This window comes from Luteimonas galliterrae, assembly GCF_023374055.1.
Lineage (GTDB): Bacteria > Pseudomonadota > Gammaproteobacteria > Xanthomonadales > Xanthomonadaceae > Luteimonas_C > Luteimonas_C galliterrae.
In genome coordinates, this window is record NZ_JAMBEP010000002.1 from 212,660 (window position 1) to 229,345 (window position 16,686).

General features: G+C 67.0%; 10 protein-coding genes and 1 pseudogene. 7 read left to right on the forward strand and 4 right to left on the reverse strand.

Going from position 1 to position 16,686, the window contains the following annotated elements; all coding sequences use genetic code 11:
- Positions 1 to 36 precede the first annotated feature (36 nt).
- The 3 genes and pseudogenes from M2650_RS11670 (at position 37) to M2650_RS11680 (ending at position 1,932) form a co-directional block, all read left to right on the forward strand.
- The gene (locus M2650_RS11670; protein ID WP_249474706.1) at positions 37 to 735 is read left to right on the forward strand and encodes a YceI family protein; all 699 of its coding nucleotides are present in this window, start codon (positions 37 to 39) and stop codon (positions 733 to 735) included.
- Positions 732 to 1,280, forward strand: a pseudogene (locus M2650_RS11675) (cytochrome b); the annotation flags it as partial. The gene M2650_RS11670 and the pseudogene M2650_RS11675, both read left to right, overlap by 4 nt.
- A 70-nt stretch (positions 1,281 to 1,350) precedes the next feature.
- Positions 1,351 to 1,932, forward strand: coding sequence for a YceI family protein (locus M2650_RS11680; RefSeq protein WP_249474708.1), 582 nt, complete (start codon positions 1,351 to 1,353; stop codon positions 1,930 to 1,932).
- 827 nt (positions 1,933 to 2,759) lie between these two features.
- On the opposite strand, the gene M2650_RS11685 is transcribed toward M2650_RS11680, so the two are convergent.
- Entirely contained in the window at positions 2,760 to 2,993 is a 234-nt protein-coding gene (locus tag M2650_RS11685; RefSeq protein WP_249474710.1) for a glutaredoxin family protein, read from the reverse strand.
- Between the two features lie 49 nt (positions 2,994 to 3,042).
- Between M2650_RS11685 and M2650_RS11690 the strand changes: the two genes are divergently transcribed.
- A complete protein-coding gene (locus tag M2650_RS11690) occupies positions 3,043 to 4,425 on the forward strand; it encodes an L-serine ammonia-lyase (RefSeq protein ID WP_249474712.1) in 1,383 nt (460 codons plus the stop codon).
- A gap of 24 nt (positions 4,426 to 4,449) precedes the next feature.
- On the opposite strand, the gene M2650_RS11695 is transcribed toward M2650_RS11690, so the two are convergent.
- Positions 4,450 to 4,821, reverse strand: a complete 372-nt coding sequence (locus tag M2650_RS11695) for a helix-turn-helix domain-containing protein (RefSeq protein ID WP_249474713.1) — start codon at positions 4,819 to 4,821, stop codon at positions 4,450 to 4,452.
- A 264-nt stretch (positions 4,822 to 5,085) separates the two neighbouring features.
- Between M2650_RS11695 and M2650_RS11700 the strand changes: the two genes are divergently transcribed.
- From M2650_RS11700 to M2650_RS11710, 3 genes are all read left to right on the forward strand, one after another.
- Positions 5,086 to 5,757, forward strand: a complete 672-nt coding sequence (locus tag M2650_RS11700) for an alpha/beta fold hydrolase (protein ID WP_249474714.1) — start codon at positions 5,086 to 5,088, stop codon at positions 5,755 to 5,757.
- Between the two features lie 76 nt (positions 5,758 to 5,833).
- A complete protein-coding gene (locus tag M2650_RS11705; protein WP_425602542.1) occupies positions 5,834 to 6,844 on the forward strand; it encodes an alpha/beta fold hydrolase in 1,011 nt (336 codons plus the stop codon).
- A 216-nt stretch (positions 6,845 to 7,060) separates the two neighbouring features.
- Positions 7,061 to 8,110, forward strand: coding sequence for a DUF5700 domain-containing putative Zn-dependent protease (locus tag M2650_RS11710; RefSeq protein WP_249474717.1), 1,050 nt, complete (start codon positions 7,061 to 7,063; stop codon positions 8,108 to 8,110).
- A 177-nt stretch (positions 8,111 to 8,287) separates the two neighbouring features.
- On the opposite strand, the gene M2650_RS11715 is transcribed toward M2650_RS11710, so the two are convergent.
- On the reverse strand, positions 8,288 to 10,162 hold the full coding sequence (locus tag M2650_RS11715) for a S8 family peptidase (RefSeq protein WP_249474719.1): 1,875 nt from the start codon (positions 10,160 to 10,162) through the stop codon (positions 8,288 to 8,290).
- 153 nt (positions 10,163 to 10,315) lie between these two features.
- On the reverse strand, positions 10,316 to 16,513 hold the full coding sequence (locus M2650_RS11720; RefSeq protein WP_249474721.1) for an ESPR-type extended signal peptide-containing protein: 6,198 nt from the start codon (positions 16,511 to 16,513) through the stop codon (positions 10,316 to 10,318).
- Between the last annotated feature and the right edge of the window lie 173 nt (positions 16,514 to 16,686).

Consider the following 16,686-nt stretch of genomic DNA (forward strand, 5'->3'; position numbering starts at 1 on the left):
CGGGCGTAGTTCCCAGAACCGCCCCGGCACCCGCCTATGACGCTCACCCGCTGGCTACTCGCTTTGCTGTCGCTGCTCGGCGCGCAAGCCGCGCTCGCGGCCGGTCCGGTCCAATATCGGCTCGATCCGGTGCATACGCGGGTGATGTTCGCGGTATCCCACGCGGGCTTTTCGAACGCCATCGGCACCGTCTCCGGCAGCACCGGCACGCTGCTGTTCGATCCGGACGATTGGTCCAGCGCCAAGCTCGAGGTCAGCGTGCCGCTGGACCGCATCGACCTGGGCGACGAGAAATGGAACAAGGCAGCGATGGCCAACCGGCTCCTGGACGTGAAGGATCACCCCCAGGCCACCTTCGTTTCGACCCGGATCGAACCGATCGACGCCCAGCGCGCCTCTGTCTACGGCACGCTTCGACTTCACGGCGTGAGCAAGGAAGTCAAACTGGACGTTACCTTGAACGCGCTCAAGCGCCATCCGATGCCGCCCTTCCGCCGCACCGCGGGTTTCTCGGCGACGACAACGCTCGACCGCATGGATTTCGGCATCGATGCGTGGAAAGCGGTCATCGGCGACACGGTGGAACTGCGCATCGAAGCCGAGGCCGTACGCGATCGCGGCGGCGCCGAAGAAGAACCCGCGATCGATGCGCCTCCGCCTGAGGACGCAACGGAGCCGGATGAAGCCCAAGCGCCTCCCGTCACGCCCGAAACCGAGCCGGTGACCACGCCATGACCTTGAAGAACACCGACGAACGCTGGGGCGGCGTCAGCCAGACGTTCCACTGGCTGATCGTGCTGCTGATCCTGGTGATCGCCACCGTCGGCCTGACCATGGGCGAGCTGCCGAAGACGCCGAAGTATTTCTGGGTCTACACGCTGCACAAATCGCTGGGGCTCACCGTGCTGACGCTGGCGGTGTTGCGGCTGGCCTGGCGTCTGTACGCCGGCGCCCCGCAGCCGGTGCCCGGCACGCCGACCTGGCAGGAACGCATCGCCAGCGTCACGCATTGGCTGTTGTACGCGCTGATCTTCGCCATGCCTTTGTCCGGCTGGCTGTACGACTCGTCCAGCGGCCTGCGTCCGTTCCGCTGGTTCGGCCTGTTCGAGGTGCCCAAGCTCAGTCCGCCGGACAAATCGCTCAGCGACCTGTCCCACGACGTCCACGAAACGCTGTTCCTGGTATTGCTGGTGCTGGTCGTGCTGCACGCCGGCGCCGCGATCTACCACCACGTCTTCCAGAACGACGCCACGCTGATGCGGATGCTGCCGAAAGGCTGGAGCAAGCGCGGTCAGCCGCAAAACCCGCCGGACACCGTCGCGACGGACCGACCCCAAGAGGAATTCCCCGATGTCAGATAACGTGAAACCGCATAAGTTGTCTTCACCCGCCGCCGTCGCCGCCGCCCTAGTGGCGATGATGTCCGCACCCGCCCTCGCCGCCGACTACGTGCAGGCGCCGGGCTCGACGCTGGCGTTCGCCAGCCAATACGACGGCGAGACGTTCACCGGCAGTTTCCCCGGTTTCTCGACCAAGCTGAGCTTCGATCCGGCGCAATTGGCCAATGCCAAGCTGGATGTGACGATCCCGCTGGCCGGCGCCAAGACCGGCAACGCCGATCGCGATTCGACCCTGCAAGGCGCGGAATTCTTCGACGTCGCCAAACATGCGCAAGCGCGCTATACCGCCAGCAAGTTCCGCGCGCTGGGCGGCAACCAATACGCCGCCGACGGCACTTTGTCGCTGCACGGCGTCAGCAAGCCGGTCACGCTCACCTTCACCTGGACGCCCGGCGCCAAACCGGTGCTGACCGGCAAGGCCACCGTCAAACGCCTGGATTTCGGCGTCGGCACCGGCGACTGGGCCGACACCAAGGCCATCCCCAACGAGGTGGCGGTCAGCACCAAGGTCGTCCTGCAGCCCGCCAAGTAAACCGCGCTCAACGCACTCCCCTTTCTCCCTCGTTGAAAAAAAGCCGGGGGAGATTTGCGCTTGCTCTGTGTAGAGCGGGCTTGCCCCGCTGCTCTTTGCGTGGGGGTGTCGCGACCTGCCGGCCTTCCCGGCCGGAGTTTTCGTCCGCTAAAACCGCGGCCGAATGACCCTTCGGCAAGTTCGGGGCATGCTTTCTTTTTGTGGGGCCCAAAAAGAGAAGTCACCAAAGAAAAAGGGGCTTTGGAAGGTATTACGGCGAGGGGTTACCCGTGTTCTTGGCCATTGCTCGCCAGCGCTCGGGATTCCTCCGTCGCTTCGACATTCAGATCCGAGGCGATCGACCAGAACTACTCCTTAGCGCAAATCCGCAAAAGCCACGTCACCCATACGCTACGAATCAAAATCTAGTACCTGCGTAAGAAGGTCAGCCACGACGAAAGCAGGTCCGCTGGCGAACTTACAGGTGCGACGCATCGCACCGCAGTTCAGGCCCTTTCTTGGGTTACTTTCTTTGGGCCAACAAAGAAAGTGACCCGGGCGCAGCCCGGAAGCCTTTGTCCATGGCGCGAGTCGCAGCGCAAGCCGTGAGGACGCGGGCCTGGATCCCGGCCTTCGCCGGGATGACGGCTGAAGGGGCAAGCGCCAGAGCAACATGGGTCCCAGCGTTCGCTGGATGACGGCATGAGAGCGAACGGCTTAAGGGCGAACGGCTTAGGGGCGAACGGCCTAAGAGCGAACGGCCTAAGAGCGAACGGCTTAAGAGCGAAGAGCAGCGGAGCAAGCTCCGCTCTACAGTGCCGAAGCAAGGCAGCTGGGCAAGCCGCGCTCTACGAGGCGGCGGCGAGGAATGACTGCACGGTCCGGGCATCGAACGGCCAGTCCAGCTCACGCCCGTCCGCATCGTCGCGCAACACCGGCACGCGGTGGCCGTACAAGGCCTCCAGCGCATCGTCGTCGTCGATCCATACGCTATCGAATTCAGGCGCGCGCGCGGCCGCCAGCACCGCCAGCGCCTGGTCGCACAGCGGGCAATCGTCGCGTTGGTAAAGGGTGAGCGGCATTGCGGTTCCGGGGGCCGTGGCGGACGCGGATAAGGCATAGAATAGCGGCATGGCTGTCAGCACTTTCGACCTGTTCAAGATCGGCATCGGGCCGAGCTCCTCGCATACCGTCGGGCCGATGCGCGCGGCCGCGCGTTTCGTCGAAAAATGGCTACTCGAATCAGGCCGTTTGCAGGATGTGGCCCGCATCCGCGCCGAAGTGTTCGGCTCGCTGGCGCTGACCGGCCGCGGCCACGGCACCGACAAAGCGGTGTTGATGGGCCTGGAAGGCCATTGGCCGAACCAGATCGACCCGGACATCATCCCCGCCGCGCTGGAACGCATCCGCGGCCAGAAGAAGATCAACCTGTTCGGCCGTCACGAGATCGCTTTCGACGAAAAGCGCGACCTGGTGATGAACAAGCGCCAGAAACTGCCTTACCACACCAACGGCATGCGCTTCACCGCCTACGATGCCAACGATGCCGAAATCGCCACGCGCGACTACTACTCGGTCGGCGGCGGCTTCGTGGTGAACCAGGACGAAGCGGCCGAAGACCGCATCGTCGCCGATACCACCGCGCTGCCGTATCCGTTCCACAGCGGCGACGAGTTGCTGGCGCAGGCCGAACGCAATGGCTTGAGCATCGCCCAGCTGATGTTCGCCAACGAAAAGGCTTGGCGCAGCGAAGACGAGATCAAGAACGGCCTGCGGGAGATCTGGAAAGCGATGCAGAGCTGCGTCGCCCGCGGCATCCGCGAGACCGGCACCCTGCCCGGCGGCTTGCACGTCGCGCGGCGCGCGCCCGCCTTGCACGCCGAACTGGCGTCGAAGCCCGAAGCGGCGATGCGCGACCCGCTCACGGTGCTCGACTGGGTGAACCTGTACGCGCTGGCGGTGAACGAGGAAAACGCCGCCGGTGGCCGCGTCGTCACGGCGCCGACCAATGGCGCGGCCGGCATCATTCCCGCGGTCGGCCACTATTACGAACGCTTCTGCCCGGCCGCCAACGAACAAGGCATCTTCGATTTCCTGCTGACCGCCGCGGCGATCGGCATCCTGTACAAGGAAAACGCATCGATCAGCGGCGCCGAAGTCGGCTGCCAGGGCGAAGTCGGCGTCGCCTGCTCGATGGCCGCCGGCGGCCTGGTCGCCGCGATGGGCGGCTCGCCCGGGCAGATCGAAAATGCCGCGGAAATCGGCATGGAGCACAACCTGGGCCTGACCTGCGATCCGATCGGCGGCCTGGTCCAGATCCCATGCATCGAACGCAACGCGATGGGCGCGGTGAAGGCCATCAACGCCGCGCGCATGGCCCAGCGCGGCGACGGCAAGCACAAGGTATCGCTGGACAAGGTCATCAAGACCATGCGCGATACGGGTCGCGACATGCAGGACAAGTACAAGGAAACGTCGCGCGGCGGGTTAGCCGTGAATGTGATCGAATGCTGATCTTCGGCCGGCGCCCGCGCCGGCTCAGTGCATGATGTAGTACCAGGCCTCGCCCGCCGCGCGCCCCGCCTGGTAGATGAACCACGCGGCCAACATCACGAAAAACCACCGCCAGGACGGATGTTCGAGCCACGCCTGCAATGCGGATGCCGGGTTCGCTGGCTTCGAGGTAAGCGGATCTACATTCGCTTGAGCCGCGCCCAGAACGGAAGGCTCTACCCCGAAAGCCGAGGCCAGGGCCAGCCTGGATTCGTGCGAGGCCTTCCCATCGGCCTCCAGGCGCTGGATGGTGCGCGCGCTCAATCCCGAGACGGCCGCCAGATGCTCCTGCGACCAGCCGCGCTCTTCTCGCAGCCGTTTGATCAGCTCCGCGTTTATCTTCATCTCCGTACTCACGGCAACGACCTCTCCAAGGATAAGGAAGGTCTCGCAAGCTAGTCCACCGCATGGCCCGGCGCCACGACAGCATCACGACAGCGTCCCGACACGCCCTGTTCCGACGGCCCGAACGGGCACGCCGCCGTCGCTTTGCGCATACGGTCGCAGCATGCCGGCATGGAGAATGTGACAATCCCCCCACCGCAGTCCACCGGCACGGCGACATCAGAATATGCGTTCCGAAGCCCCCGCTCGACGTTCGATATCGCCAGGCGCGGCGCCATGATCCGCGCCCTGATCCTGCCGGGCATGGACGGCACCGGCGAACTGCTGACGGAATTCGCCACGGCGTTGGCGCCGGAGCTGGTCGCGAAGGTCGTCTCGTATCCCAGGGACGCCGCGCTCGGGTACGAGGCGCTGACCGCGCTGGTCGCCGAATCGCTGCCGCGGGAAGGTTCGTACGTGCTGATCGCCGAATCGTTTTCCGGCCCGATCGCGATCGAGCTCGCAGCGCGCAAGCCCGAAGGCCTGGTCGGCCTGGTGCTCTGCGCCTCGTTCGCGCGCGCGCCGCGGTCGCGGATGCTGCGCGCGTTCGACGCGATGCAGCGCATCCTGCCGTCGAACAAGCTGCCGATCGCTCCGGCGATGCCGTGGCTCATGGGCCGCTGGTCCACGCGCGATTGGGCGCGCCGCGTGCGCGACGCGGTGCGCAGCGTGAGCGCGGAAGCGATGCGCGCCCGTCTGCTCGCTGCAGCGGAGACGGATGCGACTCCGCGAATCGCGGATATCGACTGCCCCTTGCTGTATCTGAAAGGCAGCCGCGACCGCCTGATCGGCGGTGCGGGCTGGCGCGGCATCCGCGATCTCTGCCGCAACGCGGTCTGCATCGAGATCGAAGGCCCGCATTTCCTGCTGCAGGCCAAGCCGCTGGAATGCGCCGCCGCCCTGAAGTAGCGGCGCCGCGCATCCCGTCACCGCACCTCCAACGAGGCCGGTTTAGCATAGGCGTTTCGTTTTCATGGAGGCTGCGATGCGCACTCGCATTTCCCCCGTTCCGTTCCTGGGCATTGCGCTCTTCGGCCTCGCGTTCCCTGCGTATGCGCAACAGCCGGCCTATGGGCCGCAGCTGGAAGGATTCGACTATCCGTATCCGGTGCAGCGTTTCGATTTCGAGTCGCAACGGCAGGCGCTGTCGATGGCCTATCTCGATATCGCGCCCGAGCGAGAGGCCAATGGCCGCACCGCCGTGCTGCTGCACGGCAAGAACTTCTGCGCCGCGACCTGGGAGTCGGCGATTTCCGCGTTGGCCGGCGCAGGTTACCGCGTGATCGCACCGGATCAGATCGGCTTCTGCAAGTCCAGCAAGCCGGAGCGCTATCAATTCTCGTTCGGCCAGCTGGCCGACAACACCCATGCCCTGCTGCGGAAGCTGGGAATCCAGCGCGCGGCCATCGTCGGCCATTCGATGGGCGGCATGCTGGCTGCGCGCTACGCGCTGCAATATCCGCAGGACACCGAACGTCTGGTGCTGGTCAACCCGATCGGGCTGGAGGACTGGCGCGCGGAAGGCGTGCCCTGGAGCGGTATCGATGCGCTGTATGCGAAAGAACTGAAGACCGATTTCGACAGCATCAAGAAGTACCAGCAGACGGTCTACTACCACGGCCAATGGAAACCCGAGTACGAACACTGGACCGCGATGCTGGCCGGCCTCTATGCCGGGCCCGGCAAGGAGGCGGTGGCGTGGAACCAGGCCCAGGCCTCGGACATGGTGCTCAGCCAGCCGGTGCTGTACGAATTCCCGCGCATCCGCGTGCCGACCACGCTGATGATCGGCCAGCGCGACCGCACCGCGATGGGCAAGGATCAGGCGCCGCCGGACGTGGCGCAGCGGCTTGGCGACTATCCGGCATTGGGCAAGCGCGCGGCGCGGCTGATTCCGCAGGCGAACCTGGTCGAATTCGACGATTTGGGCCATTCCCCGCAGGTCGAAGCGCCCGAGCGCTTCAACGCCGCCCTGTTGAGGGCATTGGCGCCTTAGGCATGTTATTTCAGGGCCGTCATTCCCGCGAAGGCGGGAATCCAGTGACTTTGCTCCTTCACCTTCGGCGGGAATGGAAAGCTAAAGACACTGGATTCCCGCCTTCGCGGGAATGACGGCTATAAGTCAAGCGTGCGCCCGCTGCGACTCTTTTTTGCCCGAATGCATCCATAGCGGAACCGACCCGCTAGTCCGGGCCGCCGACGGGGCACCGCCATGAAAAACACAGTCATCAGTGCATTGGTCGCGGCAGCAGTCATGGCCATGCCCGCTTCGTCCTCGGAACCCGAGCCGGCCGGCGCCGTGGATGTGAAATTCGACATCGCGGAGGCCGAAGCGGCGCTAGCCATCTTCGAAAAGCAGGCGAAGGGCGACCCGGTGACGGAGCGCGACTGGCAGGCGCTGTTCTCGACCGCCGGCTACCGGCGCCTGAAAGACCGGGAAGATTCCATGGGGCGCAGCTTCACCGACGCCGAGTTCAAGGCTTTCATGGAAGAGCCGCGCACGCTTGCGCAGATCGCGGCGCTGCGGCGCGTGTTGCGGGAATGGAGTTCGCAGCCCATCGAAGCATCGGCGAGGGTCGCTTTCGCCTATCTGCCGGCCGATGCGCGCATGAAGGCGACCATCTTCCCGATGATCAAGCCGAAAAAGAACGAATTCGTCTACGACACGTATGGAGATCCGGCGATCTTCCTGTATCTGGATCCGGACGTATCCGCCGCCAAGGCCCGCAATACGATGATCCACGAGCTCCACCACATCGGCCAGAACTCGGTATGCCCGCGGAAATCGGACAAGAAAATCGCCCCGGACCAGAACACCGAGCGGATGCGGGAATGGACGGGATCCTTCTCCGAAGGCCTGGCGGTGTTGGCGGCCGCCGGCGGCCCGCGCCCGGATCCGCTGGCCGACCGGGGCGGCAAGGAACAAGCCGATTGGGACCGCAACGTAGCCCGCTTCGGCGAGGACATGGCCGAACAGAACGCGTATTTCCTCAGCGTGCTGGACAGCAAGGCCGGCGACGAGGCCGCTGTCCGCAAGAAGATGATGGGCTATTTCGGCATACAGGGCCCTTGGTACACGGTGGGCTGGAAGATGGCGACGACCATCGAAACGCAGTTCGGCCGGCAACGAGTGATCGACGCCTTCTGCGATCCGGGCCAATTGCTGTCGACCTACAACCAGGCGGCGGCTCTGCAAAATCAATCGCAGAAAATACCTCTGCCGCTGTGGGACGCGCGGCTGGCGGCATCGCTGGCGCGCTAGCCTGCTTTTCGTAGGAGCGGCTTTAGCCGCGAGCTCTTTCCCCATGGTTGCGACGGACGGAAAAGCCCGCGGCTAAAGCCGCTCCTACAAAAAAACGTGACTGCGGCGACAGGCAGAAAAAAGAGGAGGCGGTCACCCGCCCCCTCCGACCAAGAACCGCTTGGTACGGTAAATCGCTTACTGATAGATGCCCAGCACGGCCACATTCGCGAAAGCCTGTTCGCCGACCAGACGCACATAGTACGTACCCGCGGCGGGGTTGGTGTAGACCACCGCTTCGCTGTTGCCCGGCTTGGCCGACTTGCGGTCGAATACGGTGCTGGTCGGCGCGCTGTCGTAGGACACGTACAGCGACACGTTGCCGGTGCCGCCGTAGCTGCGCAGGTTGAGGCTGCGCGTGCCGGCCGGCACTTCGATCTTGTACAGCAGCTCGTCGCCGGCGGCGCCGGTGAGCTGCGTGATCGCTACGCGGTTGACCAGCAGCTCGGCTTCTTCGTCGCCGATGTCCTGGGTGGCGGCGAAGGTCGCCGCGGCGGCGTCGAGGATGCCGGCGCCCATCGGCGTGCTGACCGGAGGCGTGACCGCGAACGGACGCGCGGTGCCGCGCAGGATGTTCTTCACCTGCGCCGGCGTCAGCGGCGGCTTGCCGGCGGCAACGGCTGCGCTCTGCATCAGCGCGACCACCGCGGCCACGTGCGGGCTGGCCTGCGAGGTGCCGATCATGCCGATCAGGCCTTCTTCTTCCGGACCTTCCGCACCGCTGTTGCCCAGCGACCAGATCCACATGTCGTCCGGCGAAGAGCCGCTGGTGGCGTTGCCGCCCGGCGCGGACAGCGTGACGGTGGCGCCGTAGTTGGAGAACCAAGACTTGGCGCCGTCGATGCCGTTCGCGCCGACCGTGATCACGCCGCGGCAGCTGGCCGGCGAATGGAATGCGGCATCCTGGTTGTCGTTGCCTGCGGCGACGACGACGGTGACGCCGCGTTCGATCGCGCCGTCGACGGCCTCCTGCGTGACCGGATCCTGGCTGCAGGAACCGTTGCCGCCCAGGCTGAGATTGAGCACTTCGGCCGGATTTTCATTGGCCGGAACGCCGTCGACGGTGCCGCCCGAAGCCCAGACGATGGCGTCTGCGATATCGGACGTGTAACCGCCGCCGTGGCCGAGCACGCGCACGGGCTGCACCTTCGCTTTGTATGCCACGCCGGCCAGGCCCGCGCCGTTGTCGGTCACCGCCGCGACCGTGCCGGCGACGTGCGTGCCGTGCCAGGAGCTGGCGTAAGGGCCGTACCAATCGCCAGGATCGTGCGCGTCGTCGTCGCGGCCGTCGCCGTCGCCGGCGACCGCTTCGTCGTGGATGAAGTCGTAGCCGGGCACCAGGTTCGCGTTCAGATCGCTGTGATCGGCGTAACCGGTGTCGAGCACGGCGACGACGACGCCTTCGCCCTGCGAGATGTCCCACGCGGTGCTGGCGCTCATGCCGCCGACCGGATGGGTGTAATCCCACTGCAGTTGCGAGAAATACGGATCGTTGGGCACCACTTCGTAGCGCTGCTTGATGTAGTCCGGCTGCGCGTACAGCACGGCCGGATCCTTGCGCAGCTGCTGCAGGAAAGCGTTCGATTCGCTCGCGCTCAGGCGGCGCGAAGCGCGCAGCACATCGGCGCCGACACCGGTCTTGCGCAGGTGCGACAGCGACAAGGCAGCGCGCACGCCGCTGGCGCCTGCGATGCCGGCGCTGCGCAGCGCCGCATTGGCGTTGTCGACCAGCGCCGAAGCGCCGCGCGACGCGACGCTGCCGTCGCGATATTTGACGATGAAGCGCTGGTAGCCGTCGGCTGCCTGCGTGCGCGCCAGCGGCAGCTTGCTGCGGCTGGAGATCAACCGCGCCGCCGGCGTGGCCGAGGCTTGGCTTGCGATCGCCGCGGTCGCGGCCATCGCTGCCGGCGCATGAGGGGCGCCGCGATCCGGAGTTGCGGCGTAGGCGGTCAGCGCAACCAGCACGGCTGCGGTCAGGGCACCGGCGGCCAGGTGGCGGGTATTCCTGTTCATCTGTTGCTCTCTCCCGTGGATACGAAGGTGGGGCGATAGGCGCCGTGTGCCGTTTCGGGGGAACCGGACACCCGACGCCTTCGCGTTGGAACGCGGTTGGATGGAATGGAAGGGGTGGAACCGCATCGCGTGCGGACACGCGATGCGTTTGGATCACCAGCTGAAGCCTGCGCCGCCGGTGACGGTGCTTTCGCTGCCGGAGAATGCCGCGCCCAGCGACACGCTGGCGCGTTCGCCGACCGCACGCTGGTAACCCAGCGCCCAGGCCTGGCGTCCGTTCTGCGCACCGACGCCGACCGCCATGCGGTTCTGGCCGGACAGGCCTGCGCTGTTCATCGCCATGCCGGTCAACGCGCCGCCCATCGCGCCGATGCGGTCGATGCGCTGGTCCTGCTGCACGAAACGGGTTTCCATGTCCATGCGCAACTGGTTGAAGTCGTCGGTGACGGCGTTGAAGCGCAGATCGGTGTAGCTCCTGGCCGACGACAGCGTTTGCGCGGAAGCGTCGGCCTCGGTGGTGTTGCGCGACGGCGCAGGAGCGGAGGCCATGGCGACCGGGCCCGTGCCCGATGCCTGCGCGGCAGCGGAAGCCGTGTCGGGCGTTGCCGCATCGCTCGACGCGACGGCCGTCGCCGGCGCCGTGGTTTCCGCGCCTTCCGATGCGTTGCCCTGCGTGCCGACCTGGATGTCGTTCACTTGGCCCTGCAGATCGTTCAACTTGTTGTCGACCGCGGTGAACGCTGCGCCGACGTTGTTGTAGCTTCCGCCCTGGATCATATAAGTCGGTGCGATGAACGCGCCGGCCGAGAATCCGGCGCCGCCGCCGAGCCCGTTCGCGATGGATTGCATCTGGGCCACGTTGACCGCATCGGTAGCGTTGGTGCCCGCACGCAGGTTGGTGAGGCGACGCTCGTTGCCGGTGCTGCCGATCGACACCGTGTTGGCGCTGGTGGCGATCGAATTCGCGCCGAGCGCGACCGCATTGGTGGCCAGCGAACTCACGCTGGCGCCCTGGCCGATCGCGACGCTGCCGGTGGCGCCGGCATTGGCGTTGGCGCCGAGCGCGGTCGCCTGCGCCTGAGCGCGGCTGGTGGCGCCCAGCGCGACGCTATTGACGCCCTGCGCCTGCGCATCGCTGCCCACTGCGGTGGCCAGATCGCCCTGCGCGTTGCTGGCCGCGCCGACCGCTACCGACAATGCGCCGCCGGAACTGGCCGATGCGCCGGCCGCGACGCTGTTCTCGCCGCCTGCCGTCGAGCCTTCCTCGCCGTTGGCCTTGAAGAACTTGCTGGTCTGCGCCGCGCCGTCGGCGACTTCGTTCAATTGCGCGAGGTTGACCGCATCGGTGTCCTGCGTGCCTGCGGCGACGTTGGTGATCTGCCGGTCGATGGCCGCATGCACGGTGCCGCCTGCATCGGTCCAATCTTCTGCAGCGCCCACCGAGACGCTGTTGGCGCGATCGGCCAGCGAACCTTGGCCGAGCGCGACGCTGTTCGATGCCTCCGGCGTGGTCCACGCATTGGCGCCGAGCACCGTCGCATTCTCCGATTGCGCGAAGCTGTTGAAGCCCAGCGATGTAGCGGAACCGCCGATCGCCCAACTCTCCGCGCCCACCGCCGTCGTGCGATCGCCGACCAGTTCGCTGTCCCCGTACGAACCGGCGTAAGCGCCCGCACCGATCGCGGTGCTGTACTGGCCGGTGGCGCCGGCGGAACTGAAGGAGCCATCGGAGAAGCCGCCGAGCGCAGTGCTGTATTGGCCAGTCGCTGCGGCGTTCTGGCCGACGGCAGTGCCCTGCGTGCCGACGAATGTGTTTTCGCCCGTCTCTTCATCGAACGACCAGTAGCCGGACGCCGCACCCGAACCGATGGCGACGCCGCCGACGCCGGACATGCTGCCCGAGCCGATCGCGGTCGCATTGAAATCGGTAGCGAATGCGCCGTTGCCGATCGCCGTACTCTGCCAGCCGTCGGCCGTTGCGAAAGCGCCGATCGCGGTGGTGAACGGCGCGTTGGCCCATGCCAATCCGCCGACGGCGACCGCGAAGAAGCCGTTCGATTCGCTGCCTGCGCCGACCGACACGCCGTTGGATCCGTTGGCGATGCTGTTGGCGCCCAAAGCGACGCTGCCGCCGCCGTTGGATTGCGCGCTTGCGCCACCAGCGAAACTGGAGCCGCCCGCCGCATACGCGTTCGCACCGACCGCGCTGCTGTTGTCGCCTTCCGCGACCGCGCCATAACCGCTAGCGCTGCTGAATTCGCCGATAGCGTTGCTGCCGGTGCCGAACGCGGACGATCCGGTGCCCAGCGCGAGGCTGCTGCCGCCGGCCGCGGTCGAGTAGTCGCCGGCGGCATTGCTCTGGTAGCCGTAAGCGCTGCTTTCGGTTCCGTTGGCCGAACTGTTCGCACCTGCGGCCGTGGCGTTTTCGCCATCGGCGATGGCGACATCGCTGCCGTCGCCGGCGCCGTTGACGGCGAAATAGTCGTTGGCGTCGCCGACGCTGTCGGCGACTTCGTCGAGCTGCGCTTTGTTGACCGCGTCGGTGGCTTCGGTACCTGCGGCGACATTGGCGATTTGGCGCGTCAGACCGGTGCCGGCGTTGCCGACCGACACGGTGTTGTCGCGGTCGGCGAGCGAGTCGGCGCCCAAGGCGACCGCGCCGTTGGCCATCGCCAGCGTGTTGCTGCCCAGGGCCACCGACGTATCGTTCCAGGCACGGGCGTACTGGCCCACGGCGACCGAATCGATGCCGCCGGCCGCCGCGCCGCCGCCTACCGCAGTCGCGCGATCCGCCTGGCTTTGCGCCCCTGCGCCGAGCGCGACGCTGTTCATGCCCCAGGCGGCGGTGTTCTGCTCGATGCAAACGAAGTCGGCGCAAGCCATCGTGCCGCCGATCGCGACCGAACTGTCGCCCCCGGCGGTGGTCCACTGCGAACCGATGGCGATCGAGCGATGCCCCATCGCGGACACGACGCTGCCGATGGCGATGCCCTGGTAAGCGCCGGCATCGACATAGCTGTCGGTACCGATGGCGATACCGCCTTCGGCGAGCGACGTGGAGGCCGTACCCAGCGCCATGGCGTAATAGTTGTCCGCCCAGGCGCTGTGGCCGAACGCGGTCGCGCCGAATACGCCTGCGTGACTGAGCGTGCCGGTGGCCGTGCCGAAATCGCCGGCGTAGCTGCCCGCGCCCACGCCGATGCTGTCGATGCCTTCGGCCAGGCTCTGCGTGCCGAGCGCGATCGAAGCTTCGCCCAGCGCCTGGCTGTCGCTGCCTTGAGCGATCGACAACTCGCCGCTGGCCAAGCTGCCGTAACCGTTGGCCACGCTCTGGGTGCCGAGTGCGTTGGCGCCGTTGCCGATCGCGGTCGCGCCTTCGCTCAAAGCCAGGCTGCCGCTGCCGACAGCCGTCGAATAATCGCCTTCGGCATCGCTCATCGCGCCATACGCGCTGCTCTGCACGCCGTTGGCGACGCTGTTCGCGCCGGTGGCGGTGCTGGATTCGCCGCCGGCCATGCTCATGGCGCCGGTGGCCGTGGCATTGTCCGCCATGGCGTTGGCCTGGTAACCGACCGCTTGCGCGTTGTTGCCGCTTGCACCGGCGAGACTGCCGACGGCAACTGCGCCCTGCCCTTCGGCCAAGGTCGCTTCGCCCACGTCGGGCATCCCGTCGCCGTCATGATCGGTCCACTCGCTGCCGCCGATCGCGACCGTGTCTGCGCCGTTCGCCGCCGCGTTGTAGCCGGCCGCGACCGAATGCGGGCCGTTGGCGAGGCTGTTGGAACCCACGCCGACGCTGCCCTGTCCGATCGCGGTGCTGTAACCGCCGACCGCAACGTTGAAATCGCCGGCGACCGCACGCGAATGCGCGCCGAGCGCAACACCCGCCTCGCCATTCGCGCCTGCGCCGAACCCGCCGACGAAGCTGCCGTCGCCGTAAGCCTGCGCATCGCCGCCGATCGCGGTGGATCCCATGCCCGCGGCGACGCTCAATGCGCCGATCGCGGTTGCGGCCTGCTCGGCCGAAGCTTCGGAGCCTGCGCCCACGGCGGTATTGCCGAAACCGAATGTCACCGCGCTCTGGCCGATGGCGACGCTGGAATCGCCGAACGCCATCGCGCCCTGGCCGAACGCGCTGGCGCCCAGGCCGTCGGCCATGCTCTCCGCGCCGATCGCGGTGCTGGCGTTCTGGGTGGTCATGCTGTTGCGGCCGATCGCGATCGAGCCTTCGCCTTGCGCATTGGCGTCGTCGCTGCCGTCTTCGGCGCCGTTGGCGGCGAAGTAGTGGCTGGAATCGCTGACGCTTTCGGCCACTTCATCCAATTGCGACTTGTTCACCGCGTCGGTGGCTTCGGTACCGGCGGCGACGTTGGTGATCTGGCGTTCGTCGCCGACCTGGCCGATGGAAACGCTGTTGTCGCGATCGGCCACCGAATTGGTGCCGAGCGCGACCGCGTTGTCCGCTTCCACGGTGCTGAATGCGCCGAGCGCGGTCGAATAATCGTTGAAGGTATTGGAACCAAGACCGATGGCGATCGAACCGACGCCGCCCGCGTAGGTCGGGCGCAGGAACCAATCGCGATCCACGCCCAAGCCGCCGATCGCGATGCTCTGCGCATCGCCCGCATTGGCGCCTACGCCGATCGCGACGCCCTGATAGGCGCCTTGCGCAACCGTAGCGCTGAGACCGAGCGCGACACCGGCAGTGGCATCTGCGCCGACCGAAGCGCCGGCGCCCATCGCGACGCCGCCGTTGGCGTTCGCGCCGACGCCGGGAACCGCGTCGGTCCACATGCCCACCGTGTCGCCGGTATTGATCGCAACCGAAAGATCGGCATTCGCGCTCGAGGCATACCCCATCGCTACCGCATTCACGCCCGACGCATAAGAAGATGTGCCGACGGCGACCGCATCCCAGCCGGTCGCGACACTGCCGTAGCCGATCGCATTCGACGTTTCGCCCAACGCGGTCGCGCCCGCGCCGAAAGCATTCGCACCCATCGCGCCGGCGTAGCTGCCGCTGCCTGCCGCGGTGGCATAGTCCGCATCGGCGACGGATTGATAGCCGGTCGCGGTGCTTTCGGCGCCATTGGCCTGGCTCAGCGCGCCGGTGGCGGTGCTGGATTCGCCTTGCGCGAGGCTTTGCGCGCCGGTCGCGGTGGCGTTGGCGGCCAACGCGCTCGCCTGGTGGCCGATGGCCAGCGCATCGTTGCCGCTGGCGCCGGCCATGCTGCCGACGGCGACCGCGCCCTGCCCTTCGGCCAGCGTCGCTTCGCCGACATCGGGCATGCCGTCGCCGTCATGATCGGTCCACTCGCTGCCGCCGATCGCGACCGTGTCTTCGCCGTTCGCCGCCGCGTTGTAGCCGGCCGCGACCGAATGCTGGCCGTTGGCGAGGCTGTTGGAACCCACGCCGACGCTGCCCTGCCCGATCGCGGTGCTGTAACCCCCGACCGCGACGTTGAAGTCGCCCGCGACCGCACGCGAATGCGCACCGAGCGCAACGCCGGCCTCGCCATTGGCGCCGGCGCCGAAGCCGCCGACGAAACTGCCGTCGCCGTAAGCCTGCGCATTGCCGCCGACTGCCGTCGAACCCATGCCCGCCGCTACGCTCAACGCGCCCAATGCGGTCGCCGCTTGTTCGGCGCTGGCTTCGGAGCCGGCGCCTACCGCCGTGTTGCCGAAGCCGAACGTCGCCGCGCCTTGGCCGATCGCCGTGCTGGCATGGCCGAACGCCATCGAGCCCTGGCCGAACGCGGCCGCGCCGATGCCGGCAGCGATGCTTTCGCCGCCGACCGCGACCGAGGAATTGCCGGAAGCGAAGCTGTTGGCGCCCAACGCCGTCGCTTCCCAGCCTTCGGCCGTGGATTGTTTGCCGATGGCGACGGCGCCGTCGGCTTCGAACGCCTCGCCGAGCTCGTCGCTCACCCATGGCCGCGTCTGCGCGCCGCTGCCGATCGCGATGGCGCCTTCGCCTTGCGCGCTGGCATCGTCGCTGCCGTCGCCGGCGCCGTTGGCCTTGAAATAGTCCGAATCGAAACTGTCCTCGACAGGGCGGCTCTTCCTGCCCTTGTCGGCCTTGGCGGCGGCCACGACTTTTTCGAGCTGCGCGCATTCCACCGCGATCCCGCGCTGCCCCGGAAGCGTGATGGTGCAGATGTCCTTGGCCGGTCCGGCAGCCTGCGCGAAAGGCGCCAGCGCGAAGCTCGCCGACAGCACCGCCGTGCCCAGGGCGGCGCGGCGCAGGCGGCTCGGCCGGCCCGAAGGCTTGCCGTTGGCCGACGCCAGTTCCGAAGCGACCACAAGCGCCTGCAACGACCGGCTCCACACCAGACTGAAAACCTTGTTCATCGAACCTCTCTCCCGGAATTGCGTTTTCGAAGTGCAAACAGGGCTTCAGGCGGCGCCCGCGGACGGGAGACCGGCTAGCCGTTGCAGTGGTGGTGTCCGCCCTCACGCCCCCGAGGCGGACTTCGGTATCCGCGCCGCACGCCGACCAAAAACGTCAGCAAGTGGCGGCGGCG